This window comes from Paenibacillus campi (assembly GCF_034659835.1).
Classification (GTDB): Bacteria; Bacillota; Bacilli; order Paenibacillales; family Paenibacillaceae; genus Saccharibacillus; species Saccharibacillus campi.
Map to the genome: position 1 here is coordinate 226,752 of NZ_JAXSQZ010000002.1, position 13,624 is coordinate 240,375.

At 36.0% G+C, this 13,624-nt stretch carries 11 protein-coding genes and 1 pseudogene; 9 read left to right on the top strand and 3 right to left on the bottom strand.

Annotated features, from left to right (window positions below; genetic code table 11):
- The first annotated feature begins 60 nt into the window (after positions 1–60).
- Together U1I11_RS06330 and U1I11_RS06335 are read left to right on the top strand one after the other, a co-directional pair.
- The gene (locus U1I11_RS06330; protein ID WP_322904787.1) at positions 61–606 is read left to right on the top strand and encodes an NAD(P)H-dependent oxidoreductase; all 546 of its coding nucleotides are present in this window, start codon (positions 61–63) and stop codon (positions 604–606) included.
- Between the two features lie 1,056 nt (positions 607–1,662).
- On the top strand, positions 1,663–2,577 hold the full coding sequence (locus tag U1I11_RS06335; protein WP_322904789.1) for a restriction endonuclease: 915 nt from the start codon (positions 1,663–1,665) through the stop codon (positions 2,575–2,577).
- Positions 2,578–2,886: 309 nt separating this feature from the next.
- Here the strand turns inward: U1I11_RS06335 and U1I11_RS06340 are convergent.
- Positions 2,887–3,222, bottom strand: a pseudogene (locus tag U1I11_RS06340) (sulfurtransferase); the annotation flags it as partial.
- Positions 3,223–3,529: 307 nt separating this feature from the next.
- Here U1I11_RS06340 and U1I11_RS06345 point away from each other — a divergent pair.
- The 5 genes from U1I11_RS06345 (at position 3,530) to U1I11_RS06365 (ending at position 7,036) form a co-directional block, all read left to right on the top strand.
- Positions 3,530–4,225 carry a hypothetical protein gene (locus U1I11_RS06345; protein ID WP_322904791.1) on the top strand — a complete coding sequence of 232 codons (696 nt, stop codon included), beginning with the start codon at positions 3,530–3,532 and terminating at the stop codon, positions 4,223–4,225.
- 5 nt (positions 4,226–4,230) lie between these two features.
- On the top strand, positions 4,231–4,662 hold the full coding sequence (locus tag U1I11_RS06350) for a hypothetical protein (RefSeq protein ID WP_322904793.1): 432 nt from the start codon (positions 4,231–4,233) through the stop codon (positions 4,660–4,662).
- A gap of 154 nt (positions 4,663–4,816) precedes the next feature.
- The gene (locus tag U1I11_RS06355) at positions 4,817–5,404 is read left to right on the top strand and encodes a hypothetical protein (protein ID WP_322904795.1); all 588 of its coding nucleotides are present in this window, start codon (positions 4,817–4,819) and stop codon (positions 5,402–5,404) included.
- A 132-nt stretch (positions 5,405–5,536) separates the two neighbouring features.
- Positions 5,537–6,028 (top strand): hypothetical protein, encoded by a 492-nt coding sequence (locus tag U1I11_RS06360; protein ID WP_322904796.1) that lies wholly within the window; start codon positions 5,537–5,539, stop codon positions 6,026–6,028.
- 660 nt (positions 6,029–6,688) lie between these two features.
- On the top strand, positions 6,689–7,036 hold the full coding sequence (locus U1I11_RS06365; RefSeq protein WP_322904798.1) for a hypothetical protein: 348 nt from the start codon (positions 6,689–6,691) through the stop codon (positions 7,034–7,036).
- Positions 7,037–7,362: 326 nt separating this feature from the next.
- Here the strand turns inward: U1I11_RS06365 and U1I11_RS06370 are convergent, their stop codons facing one another.
- Positions 7,363–7,737, bottom strand: a complete 375-nt coding sequence (locus tag U1I11_RS06370; protein ID WP_322904800.1) for a hypothetical protein — start codon at positions 7,735–7,737, stop codon at positions 7,363–7,365.
- A gap of 324 nt (positions 7,738–8,061) precedes the next feature.
- Positions 8,062–8,799: a Crp/Fnr family transcriptional regulator gene (locus U1I11_RS06375; RefSeq protein WP_322904802.1), complete on the bottom strand. Its 738-nt coding sequence runs from the start codon at positions 8,797–8,799 to the stop codon at positions 8,062–8,064.
- Positions 8,800–8,936: 137 nt separating this feature from the next.
- Between U1I11_RS06375 and U1I11_RS06380 the strand changes: the two genes are divergently transcribed.
- Positions 8,937–9,947: an S-layer homology domain-containing protein gene (locus tag U1I11_RS06380; protein ID WP_322904804.1), complete on the top strand. Its 1,011-nt coding sequence runs from the start codon at positions 8,937–8,939 to the stop codon at positions 9,945–9,947.
- 441 nt (positions 9,948–10,388) lie between these two features.
- On the top strand, positions 10,389–10,985 hold the full coding sequence (locus tag U1I11_RS06385; protein ID WP_322904806.1) for a DUF3990 domain-containing protein: 597 nt from the start codon (positions 10,389–10,391) through the stop codon (positions 10,983–10,985).
- The last annotated feature ends 2,639 nt before the right edge of the window (positions 10,986–13,624 follow it).

Consider the following 13,624-nt stretch of genomic DNA (forward strand, 5'->3'; position numbering starts at 1 on the left):
ACAAAATGCATACTATCTATGATGAAGAAAAGACGGAGCGATAAGGAAGGAGAATACAATATGACCCAAACACTCGTTATACTGGCACATCCAAATTTGCAGCAATCACGTGTGAATCGCCGCTGGCAACAGGAGCTGCTGCTGCATCCACAATCGATTACAGTGCATGAATTGTATACGACCTACCCAGATTGGCAGATCGATGTGAAACGGGAACAGCAATTGTTGGAACAGTACGATCGGATCATTTTGCAATTTCCATTATACTGGTACAGCTATCCGCCGTTATTGAAAAAATGGATGGACGATGTGTTTACGTACGGTTGGGCGTATGGATCGACCGGTGACCGTTTGAAGGGCAAACTGTTCGGACTAGCGATGTCTATTGGTGATAGACAGACGAGCTATTCGCCGGATGGTTCGGTTTCTTTGACAGTGGAGCAAATTATGGCTCCGTTTCAAGCAAGCTTACGCCATGTAGGGGCGATTGGATTGGCGTATTTTACATTTTTCGGTGCTTCGTTTCAGGCGACAGATGAGCAGGTGGAACGCAGTGCGCGGGAGTATGTAGGGTATGTTTTGCAGGGGGATTGTGTGGTTGAGTAGGGAGGGGGAGGATGCGGTATAGAGCAGATTGGTCATGTCGTATATGTTTATGGTAGAGCGGATGAATTATAGTTTGTTTAGATGGATGTGGATACTCTCACGAATTCGTGAGAGTATTTTGTGTATACAGAGATTGGTTTAAGGCGGAAGTGCAACGGTATATTAGACTCTATGATAAATATCGCACACAAGGCAGGTATGTGAGTCAAATATTTCATAAGAAGATCGGATTTCAAGAAACAAACATAAACAAAGCTTTTGTTAAATATCTGAATTGATTATAGTAATCAATGAATATCTAAATAACAAGTCAAAGTTATATGCTGACTAAGAAAGGAGTAGTAACATGTCAACGTCTTCAAAAGCAAAAATATTTGAATGCTGGATGAATTGGTTAGATGAAAAATGTATAGACTGGTGAGAGCCATGTTGTTGGGCTTGTGGAAAGTTTTGGGGAGATAGATATGATATACAAAAGCCTAATGCGAATCGGCAAGAATTGATTAAACTTTGGAATCATGTTCCTTTACAGCGTTGTCATATTATTGCTAAACAATTTGGAGGTTCGGATGATGTTTCTAATTTATTTTTGATGTAGGTAGAAAAGCAAAATTGGTTTTCGAATTTCTCGGCAGAAGTTATAAAAGAAGTAAATACTTACGGTTTATAAGATCGAATTTTTGAAATCATAGAATTGATCCACAAAGGTGAAATAAAAAAGAGATAACTAAAAATTTAGGAGTACACATGAATCAAAAAGGAAAAGGTGCACAGATTACGATATCAACATACGTGGCGGCAATCTATATCTATTTTGAAAGAGAAAAATAATATTAACTAAAAAGTTCAGAAATATAATCTATCGTTTGCCTATCTTGTAGGATGTGTAAAAATCAATGATAATTCTCAAAAAGATAGTGATCGTTTGAATGAGTTGATCGATTATATAGTTGAACATGGTTTAGAGTATACCAAAAGAGAAGTATAGAATTTTTTGAGTAGTACATTATATAGAGTCAATACAAATTTGATTAGTTATAAGGAGTGCTGATTGTAATGTCTAATTTTGCACAAATATACGACAAGCTAATTGCAAAGGAAAAATTAAAAAATGGTAGCAAATATGAAAGATTAGCCGCAGTTGTATATAAACTTATCGATGAAAGTGATTCTGTAATTCATGATCTTAGGTTAAGAGGGGATGGTAAAACAGCACAACATCAAATCGATGTTACAGTTGAGAAAAGCGGAATTTCAAAAAGAATTTTAATAGAGTGTAAAGAATATAATAAAGTTATAGGTATTGGAATTATAAGAGATTTTTTCGGAGCTATTATGCAAATTAAACCAGATGAAGCGTTTGTTGTAACTACTGTAGGTTATACAAAAGGAGCCATCGATTTTGCAAAAGATGAAGGAATTAAGTTGGCGATCTTGCGTGAAGCAGAGGATTCAGATTGGGATGGCTTAATTAGAACTATTAAATTAAATATGAAATTAATCATGATGAAGACTCCCACGATTACGTGGATTGCATGTAGTGAAGTAGAAAAACAAAAAACAGACCAATTGTTAGAAGAAAACTTGGAAAAAATAAAGTCATTAAATACGCAAGATGAATTCTTTTATGATAATGATTTTAATATAACTTCTAATTATCAAGATGTTCTAAGTCCAATTTTGAATGCAGCACCAAGAGTGCCGAATCAGTTAACTAAAGGAGAACACGAGTTTGAATCAAAAAGGTATATTAAGATTTTAGATCATTTTGTAGCTATCAAAGGATTTAAATATGAGTTTTATTCTTATTTTAATGAAAGTCATTCTATAATTGATGATGGGGGCAAAGTGGCTGCTCTGCTATTTAAAGTTCTAAAAAGTAATAGTAAGCATTTGATTTTTGAAGAAGAAATAGAAAAGTGGATGTTTGATAAAAATGGAAGCGTGGTACCTAAAAATGACCAAGAATAAAAGTGGATGACTAGAATATCTGAAAAGGAATTGAAATCCTACAAGATAGTATTTATGTTTCAGATATACGTTTGAAGTCTGTATATATGTTGGAAAGTTATAATTTCTAGAAGCTGTAAATATGATCTCAGAAATTTTTTGTGTCTAGATACAAACATAACTGAACAATTTTTTGGTAGCTATTCATAGATTAAAACTGCATAAGTTATTGAATCGCGTTGTTAATATCTTCTTATAAGAACACAGTTTAGAATGCCCCAAAGCAGCAAAGCCCGCTTTAAAAGCGGGTTTTGCTACTTTGAACGATAATTAAGCTTCCTTACTCTTCCCAATTGGATTATCCTCGTAACTAATCCAATCACTCCAGCTTCCCGGATATAATTTCACATTCTGAAATCCAATCTGCGTCAGCGCCACCACATTCGGACATGCCGACACACCAGACCCACAATACACAATAATCTCCGCATCTTTATCCAGTTCAGCAAAATGCTCTTCCAACTGCTCCGCCGACTTCAAACTCCCCGCCTCGGTCAACACATCCTGCCAGAAGAAATTCACTGCGCCTGGGATATGTCCGGCTACTTTGTCCATCGTTTCTTCCAGTCCGAGATAGCGGCTGTGAGCACGCGAGTCGATTAGCACAGTTACTGGGGATTTATTCAAAAATTATTATTTATAGAACTTTAGTTTAGAACAGTATGAAAGCAATTATTTAACAAAAGTAAAAAGAGTTAAAGCTCAATACTTATATTCCAGTATTGTCCAAATAATGATAAAATAAAGATGTAGAAGGTTATTCATTGTAACAATCAAATGGTTAGCTGATATAGATAGTAGAAAGCTACATAACAAAATATGATGTATTAACAGCTGAAATATATGATAAACCGAATTTTGTGAATATATCACTATGGGAAATTTTTATAACTAAAATGTGTTAGGAGGTAAAATGAAAATAATAAAAGATATTTTATTACTATCTATTTTAGCGCTAGTATTGGTTTTTATATTTGTAATACTTACAAATTACGTTCAAACCATGAATCTCAACCAAAACTTCTTCACTGCGTTAGTATCAATTTCAACTTCAGTTGCTTCCATTGGAGGCATATTGCTACTATTAGTAACTTTTCTTTATCTGATTGAAACTCGAAAAATGGCTGTAGAATCAAAACGGCAAAGAGAACTTATGGAAGAACCAGCTGTAAGTGTGAAAGTAGTACCCGAATACAAGGACCCTAATTTTTTATTTATTGTGATAAAAAACACTGGTGGTGGAGCCGCATACGATATATCAGTAGAATTTTTCCCTGATCTTGATTATAAAGGATCAACATTAAACGAACTGAATATGTTCAGGAATATGCCTCTTTTAGATAAAGGGGAAGAAATTAGCTTTTTTTACGATTCTGCAGTAGATTTTTTTGGAAGTCAAAGTCCAATGCAAGTAACTGCAAAAATCACTTACTATAAAGCACCTTCTGAGAATAAAAACTCAAAGCCGTTCTCAAGAAATATTAAAATTAATTTTGAAGAGAGAAAAGGCCAACTTTACTTAATGCGCAGAGATGTTCATGATCTTGTTAATGAAATTGAAGAATTAAAACATGCTTTGCTTATTATGGCGGTTGAAAAAAAGGAGTAATAAAAATGATTGAAAGATTATTTAACTCAACTTCTCCTATAGTCTTAGAAGATTGCTATTTTTTAATTGATAAAACCGTAGTACCATTAACAAGAAGCTTTATATTCTTTAAAAGAAATTTTATGAAACTAATTAAAGTTGGAGAAGATAGAATTTCAGGTCGTGTTAGACAATCGGAAAGCATACAGGGATATTTTTATAGTAGTCAGTCAATAGTTGCTTTAATGAGTATGGAGATTGATAAGAATAAAATTGTAATGATTGGTAATAGGATAGTGAAAGATGGAGAAATACAACATAAAATTAAAGGCATATCTATAGAAAAAACAAAAAATCATATGGGGGAAGCCAGCTACATTATAGGGAAATTTAGTGGATTAGAACATGAAGCCATTTATGTGCTTAAAGAAGAAAATAAGAATAATCGTAGTGAATAAAAATGAAGATTTAAGGGGGGAATAGTATTTATACTGTGACACATATACTAGAATTACAGGTTTCCTGATACTTAGCATATATTACATGATAGATACAGAAGACTGGTAAATATTTGGACAAACTAAAGCAAAATATAGAGGAGGGAAATTTATTATGGATATTAATACAGAGTCGGTAAAGATAGCTTCAGAGATAGTCAGCCAAATTGCAAAGAAAAGTGTAGATGCAATATTTGACAAGATCCGTACTGTGAAGCAAAAAGGCAATCAAACAGAAATTATTAGTAGTCTTGAAGAAATTATTAATGAATTGATTTCTGATAAAAATCAACTTATTCAGGTTACTCAAACATATGAAGAAAATTTGATAGCACAAAAAATTTCAGAAGAAGATATAAATTATATTACAAGCAGCATCATACCGATATTAGAAAGTATTATCCAGCAGAGTAGTAATGAAGATGCAGAGAAGATAAGACAAGGAATTGAAATGTTCAAACCAATATTATCAAAAGAAACTTTTAATATACTACAAATAATAGGTTTTAACTTTAAACACGCAGTAGGAACCCCGCTCACTTTATTTATTGAAGCAATCATATCGTCAAAAATTCCTCCAGCGGCTGATAAAACTATAGAGCTTCATATATTGAATGAAAAAAAGCAAATTGAATATTTGAAAGTTTCGCAAGATCAACAATCCTTTGAAAGGCTGTTAAGGCTTTACGGTAATAATGTTTAACAAGTAGAAAAAGCTATAATAAGTATGCAGGAAGTATATGGAATTAATTTGGTGTATTCCTAACAAACTTTATTCGCTATGCTGTAAATACAGAAATAGCATGTAAAATATAATTAGAAATGAGGTAGTCAAATGCAGAATTTATCCATGCTTAGAAATTTTAATGAGTTGTATGAAGATTTTCAGAATGGTCAGTTCGATTTGGTAACAGTATCTAATATTTTAGTATCCATTAGGAAGTATGAGAACGACTTAACTCATGAACAGATTAAATTGCTTCTAAACATACCTATAAATATTATGGAGCACGATGTTGAAATAAGTAACTATAGCGAATTCATGGAATTTGGTGGTTATTTTAGTGGTAATATTACTTCTCAAGACGACGAAATACTGAACAAATTCAAAGAAAAATTTAGATTAAAACAATATGATTTGCAAGACATTATTTCTTTAACAAAGTATGTACAAGATAACATTGAACTAATTGATTCTGATATTGAACTTATCTTACGTAATCCCGAAGTAACTATTAGAGACGATATTAAATTACTAGAGTATAGTAATTTTAAGAAAAGTGGTAGAGTGTTTGCAAAACAAATCAAAGAGGCAGTAGATTTGTGAGATAATGTTAAGGAACACAATAAGTTGATAATAGTTCATGGTAGGGAAAATGAAAAATATTGAATGTTAAAAAGAGTGTTCAACAATGAATGCTCTTTTTGGATATTTTGTAACTATAGATATTACATGTTAACTAATTATAATGTTTATTTGGCGGGATAATTATAGATTCTTAGATGAATTAAAGTTTTCAATAAATAGCAAGACAGTAATTTTAAATATTGATACTTATATTGACAGAAAAATTTAAGACATGTTTTAATGTTCCTATCAATTTAACGTATTTGCGTTGTTTGGAGGGGATGAGATGAGAAGACTGATCACATCAAAACAATTAGCTATGGCTTTAGGCATAACTCGAAGGAATCTTTTCAAGTTGCAAAAGCTTGATAGGTTCCCCCGATATGTTCTGGGTCGAAGTGTAAGATATGATTTAGATGAAGTGATGGAGTTCTTCAAAGAACATAAAAAAGATCTGTAGCCCCAAGTCTCTAGCCTCTAATGCATGATGGGGAAATTAAAAGCTTTAAATATAAATGATCTGATAGATCTGCACATTCTATCATTTTCATTTCGCTCGCAGTTCTTCCATACATTAAATGAAATTAGTTATACATTTACAGCAGCCTCATGACAAACAATCAAATTGGAGGAGACACTATGAACAATATTAAAATTACGGTAGACGATATTATAACTGCGCTAATCGAAGCCAAATATAGAAAAGAAGAATGCTTTACTGTAAACAATATTGGAGTATACCGTGGTGATGGAGTAGATATAGTGATGAGGTTAGAGCATGGAGGAGATTTACTTACACTGGAATATACAGGGGATACCTTTCCTGAAATGGTTTTGAAATGTAGAGGGACGATGAAGCTGGCTGGTAGGCAAGATATTCAGTTCTGGGGAGATGTTCAGTTTGTCGATTCTTTTCAGGAAATGGGATATACGGATGTAATGGAGATACCAGACTATCTGAAAAGTCTGGGTGTTTTTAATCATTAAATCAAAGGTGGTTGCTAGCATTCTAAAAAGCGAGGGCGTTCAAAATATCGCCCTCACTTTTCCATATTGCAAAATATCAAGATAAATAAAGAATTAAGTCACTAATCAAAGCATTAAGATTTCAAATTTCAGTCCACAGGCATTACACTTCATTACAGCATCTGTCTATTTCTTTCCAGGATTGAGCTGTAGATTGTCACTTTTGCAGTCGGGGTTTAAACACTGGGTTAACCAATCAGCATGAGGTTTAGGGCGTGGCATAGGTCATCTCCTTTTGATTTCAACTCGCACGCATATGCGTGAATAGATTTACCGTCATAGAGTGTCTATAGCTTGTCCAGTTCATGTAGCATGATCAAATCTGCCATACATTTGTTCACAGTTTCGTTTTGGAGTGTGTACATGATCTTTTTGCTGTACAAATCATATTTGGCATATGCAGCTAATTCTCTGGTTTCAATTTGATAAACAACGACTTCGATATTGTGTTCACTTATTATCAGTTCTAGGCAACAATTATATAATTCTGCAATCATCCTAGTGACTGTTGCACCTTTAGAACTTTCATTTAAAAGACTTTTTACCATCCCATCCAGAACAATCTGAATATGCTCGACAGGCACATCGATTTTAGCTGGCGGTAGAATGTTTTTTGCATCGTGTTTGATAATAACCCCTACTTTCCTCTCAAAGTAATGCAATCAAAACACACAGCTAATTTTTCGGACAAGATAACAATACATGCCTTAATAGGAATTACTAAAAGAATTAATAGATTCTTCTCAAGTACTAATTGATATTGTGAGTAAGAACACAATTTTTTGGTAACCGAACACACAGAAAAGTTTTTCATTAAAGTGTATGATCATGTCAAAAACAGTATGGAGGTGATACTTACTAATAGAAGCAACCGAATTCGCACACACAATAAATAATTAAGTGAAAACCAAAAAACCAGAGGAAGTAATCCTCTGGGGGGAACCTGTTTTCTTAAACAAGTGTATATGTATTGCCATTCTACCGTATTACATGTACTTGTGTAGGGAGTGCCATTTTCTTTCGGTAGCCTCTAAAGCAGTAAGGGGTCCATCGGCGTATTCACGTACAGCTTGGATGCTGTGAATTGTTAATTGACGATTCACAAAAGAGAGCCACCCATTTTGTTGAAACTCATTAAGCGTTTTTGTAACGGTTTCTCGCGTGACTCCGATCATATCAGACAGATGTTGATGGGTAAACTTCCAGTTAATTTTTAAAGAGCTTTGTTCTTCAACACCAAAATTAGAACAGAGATCAAGGAGTAAGTTGGCTACACGTATTCGCACATCTAGAAACGTTAGGTATTCGATTTTGCGGTCAGCCTGTGTTAAACGCTCGCTAAGTATGTAGATTACCTTACGCATCAGCTCGGGATATTTTTGTATAAGTTCATCCATATCTTGTCGTTTGATTACCCATAATTCACTGGCTTCAAGTGTAGCTACAGATGCTGTATGTGCGGAATCATGATGAAATAATTCCAACTCTCCGACAGCTTCGCCGGCAAATTGGTGACCGAGTATGATTTCAGAACGATCATCTGTACGGTAAATTTTGAGTGACCCTGATTTGACGATATACATGCTGTCACCCTGATCGCCGTGCTCATAAAGCACTTGTCCACGTGGGTATTTTCTTAATAAAAATCCAGACTCAATTTCTTCACGGTTAGTTTCGTTTGCTACACCAGCAAAGAAAGATGTGTCCGCTACAGAGTTTAACATAAGCGTCCTCCTGATTGTTAGATAGTTCTATTTTATCAGAGATAGCTTATCTTAAATAAGAAGTAATTACTTGATTGCATGAAAACTTAGAATTTTTAATGGATTGGTGACAAAATAAAAATGGAGGAGTGTAAATATTGGAACTAACGAGGAATAAGATAACGTATGTTTTTTGTGTTTTGCTAGTAGGAGTCTGTTTATTTACATCAACTGTACAGGCTGCTGCCGTTTCTGGTTTCAAGGATGTAAAATCCAGTCACTGGGCGTACTCTACAATTAAATGGGCTGTGACTAATGGTATCGTTAAAGGGTACCCGGATGGCACGTTCAAGCCAAACAAGCAAGTCAGTGAAGCCGAGTTTCTCATGATGTTCGTTTCAACCTACCAAAAAATTGACAAGAGCCAAGTGAAAAACAACTGGGCAGACCCAGTCTACAATGTAGCCACTAGCCTCAACTGGCCTGTCAAAGGCATTTCAAATGTACAGGCAAGAAATACACCGATGACTCGTGGCGAAGTCGCAGACCTTATCGTCTCCGCTCAGGGCATCAACTTCATTACCAAAGACGCTGTTCGTTACCTGCTTGGTACAGGCCAGGCTAATGGTAAAAAAGGTAATACGGTGGACGGTTACTCATCTAGTGATTACCTCACGCGTGCGGAAGCTGTAGCCTTCATCAAGAAGGCCAAAGACGCCGGACTTGCAGAGCTTAAGGCCCGTCCTGATATGCCAACGTCAACTGACATCATCCCTACAGTGCAGGAAACACCTAGCAACCTTAAGGGAGCTAAAGCGGCAATCGACGCGGCTATCAAAAACTACCCGGGCTACTACACTCGTACAAACAGCGACGACGTTGTAAACGTGTATAATCCTTCAGGCAAAGTCGCTGTGAGTTATGAAACTGCCACATCTGCAGGGCAGAACAATCAAGTTATGTCGTTCACGGCTACAGATGCTACCTCCATCAAGGTGATGGTATCCACGCTAAAAGCTGTAGGTATTGATGTTCCAAGCAACCTGGAATCAGTGCTTAAGGCAGCTGTACAGGATGGTAAGGACAGGACAGTTACAGCGGGAAGCAAAACGCTGACCATCCATCCGCACAGTACGAATATGGATACTATTTACGTCGATTTCAAGTAAAAAGTTAAGTCACTTATTTAAATAGAAAGCACCTCCCATACGGGAGATTTTTTACGTTAAGGGGAGAGCAATTTGTTCTCCCCTTTCATATGTGAGAAATTGACAAAGGTAAAATCCGAATGTTTTAATGGGTATACACATAAAAAAGTTAGAATTTAAAGAAATGTATCAGGCTCTAGGTTTAATGGGAAAAATCAGGAATGAAAATTCTCATGATAGATATCGAGTTGCTATTATAAGGATAAACAAGAGATGTGGCATGTATTCTGTTGTTAGTATGCACACTAGATTAAAACATGTGTAATCCTTCTATTTTTCACATCTGGGCGCACATTTTTCAATCATAGCTTATTGTAGGTTGTAATACTACATGGTAAAATATATAAACAGTACATTTTTTAGTTATGGTGTGGCTGAATACGTTATACACTGGGGTATGAAATGCTCAAAGCTTCTATACGATCTAGACAATTTGATAGAATAACATCTCCCGTGTATCATGGGACACTCTCGCACAATTATTTTTCTCTTTTGAAAGGTGTAGATATAAATGCTGGCAGGAGAAACCTTGATTTCGGGAAGGGATTTTATCTCACCACTGATTTCAGACAAGCTAGCGAAATTGCTAAACGAAAAGCAGATAATCTTGGTGCAGACCCTATTGTTTTTGTGTATAATTTAGATAGAACTAGATTACGAAATGACTTCAAGGGGCAAATATTCACACGAATGAACGAAAAATGGTCCGATTTTATATACATGAATAGGTCTTCTTTATTTGACATGGGTTCTCAATATGATTATGTATTTGGTGGCGTTGCAGACGGTACAGATTTATTTGCCCTCATAGATGAAATAAATATGCATTATAAAAATAGTGGAGAGATAAAATCTAGCTATTTTTTGCACAATATAGCAAAATACATGTATGATCAATTGGTTATTTGTAATAGTGACATAATTAAACATGGCGTATTAAAACTAGACAAGGTGGTGATAGCATATGATCAAAACGAAGAATACGTCCCTAAACCATAACATTGAAAATCGGTTAATATTTGAAAGAGAGAACGGGTACCCTAGCTTCAAAAATGCTATCAGGGACGCTCTCGTAAAAGAACATCATATTGATGTTAGCGAATCCGAACGCATTGTATATTCACCTGAAATGCATGAGATAATAATTAGCGATGTAGCGTGGGCACAACATATGGGACCCGAATACATGGCTGAGGTAGCTGCATACAGATGGAATTTGCGCTAAGCTAGAAAAAAATTCTATAGACTAATGTAAAAGAGGATTCTTATGTGCCAGGATCCTCTTTTCTGTATGTAATTGACAGAAGTTAGATACACGTGTTTTGATATTTTTATGGGGACGGTCGGTACCTCACACTGTTAGGACACTGATAAGACATATTTTACATTAAATATTATCTTGCAGGAACTCTTTCACTACTCTTATCAGATAGTACGTGGCGCGGAGGCAATCGCCCACTGATGTGAGCTTAGTTCTTGCTTCTGGCTTTGTAATCTTTTTCCGTTTGGTATGCTTAGATGCCAAGGGTGCACCCCTCCAGGTGTAAAAGATCCGACCGTCCTTCATACAATTTTACCACAAATAACCATATAATTGTATTAAGTGAAGTTACTTATTGAAATAACTAAGAAAAGGGGAGAGCGAAATGCTCTCCCTTTTCTATATGTAATTGACAGAAATTAAATACACGTGTTTTGCTATTTTTACGGAGAGAGCAGGCAAAAATACACAGATTACACTGAAAGAACATGTATTACATCATGGACTCTAGGACAAAGCGTGTATTAGGGTGATTCCGATGGTGCAACCGGCTGCCAATACTTGCAGGATGAATAGATGTGTATCATATTTATCTCGCAAAGTTTTCTTAGCCATCTTGCGGGCCTTAACCCGCGATTTTCTGGATGTAGTCAAGCTATCATCCACCTTTCAGTCTGTGGTTCCTGCTCTCCCACTACTTATATATACCATAAATACATGTATTTTACTATTACGCATGGTGTTACTTTTACCCAGCACACGTGAATACATATAATTGACCTAGATTACATATACATGTTTTAATGTACGTAAGGGCAAGGTTAGTGTTTCAAATTGTTATGACACCTGTGAGATATTCCTTATGTATCTTATGGTTTTGCAGGTATTCTGCTTAAATTTCATATGGGAGTGCAACACTCCTCAAAAGATTTCTTCATTCGGTAAGCTTAGATGCCAAGGGAGCATCCATCTACGTCTGATGGCATCTAACCAGTCCTGTATCTAAAAAATAAGATGGAGCTAGCTGCTCCAGCAAATATACATGGGTATGAACTCCCAGCAAAGAAGAAGGAAGCAGGCGTATTTTGTCTGCTTCTTTTTGTATGTCTATATAGCGTCTAAATTTCTATGTATACCTTGTTCTCGGGGAGTCATTTATATGTAGTGTACGCACAAAGTATTCCAAGGCGCACCCATGTATTTAGACACCTCGAATTCCCTGAGAACAGGAGCATAGAAATTAAAGAGACCCCACGGAGATATGCATTGTAGCATGGGTTTTCCGCATATGGGGTGTCAATATATACTAGATTATATTGACTGGAGCATATACAGTTGTGGTTTAATTTTTTTGTTAGATGCTACACAGGTATTTAGCGCAGGACCGCGCTACATTCGAACATCCATGTGTTCGCGGATTTAAGCATGAATGCTACGGCTTCCGCACGAGTCAGTTAGTCCCATATAGGGGAGAACTACATGTTCTCCTCTTTCTTGTATGTATTCTTGCCCAATCCATCACGTGAAGACCAATACGAATATAGCGCTCGGAATGTGGCATACAGCTGTGTATTTTATATAGATACAGGGAGGACTAGTGCCCATAGTCATCTGGGGTATTTAGCTATATAGACAGCCTTCGGCGCTCCATCTCTGCTTTGCATTCGAACGCGCATGTGCATAAACCAGTCAAGATGACTTTGAAACCTCCATTTTAACTCGCGCATATAGATGCGTTGAAATATCTGGTTAAATATAATAACATGCTAGCACCATCATCCTGATTAGCATACAGAAATGCAGACGGTTTTTTTTATTATAACTAAAGTGCAGGATCTGTTTGTAGATCCCTATATATACCCAGGTGCAGGATATCACTCTAGCGTATAAATATTTTTGCCAACTTCTAGCAGAACAAGATCTGAAACATATTGTCAAGTAGCATATGGGATTCAGTGCATGCCATTGCTACATGGACTCATGTTCTCAGGGTGTACTACGCATACATGATCGTATATTCCTCCGACAATGCATGGCGGGATAACATATGCTAATGCACATCCTGAGAACAGCTGATCGTTCACATCGGAGAACCTATGAGAAATTATATTCGTATAATCGTCTGGGCATTCGTTTTGGGTTGCGCGTCTACACTGTAATGGAAGTAGTGACTCTGAGTATCCATATAATTGACGAAGATGATGCCTGGATGATTTAATAAAAATACATCGTGGGGATTGACACCCAGAGGTTATATGTGTAACCTTAAGTGTAGTAGAAGCCCGCTGGCGGCGAGCTTCATGGATATGCCGCAATAAAAAAGAGAGCTGCTGGTACAGCTCCCTAGTTCTAAAAATTTAGATCATTTTTCTTACCA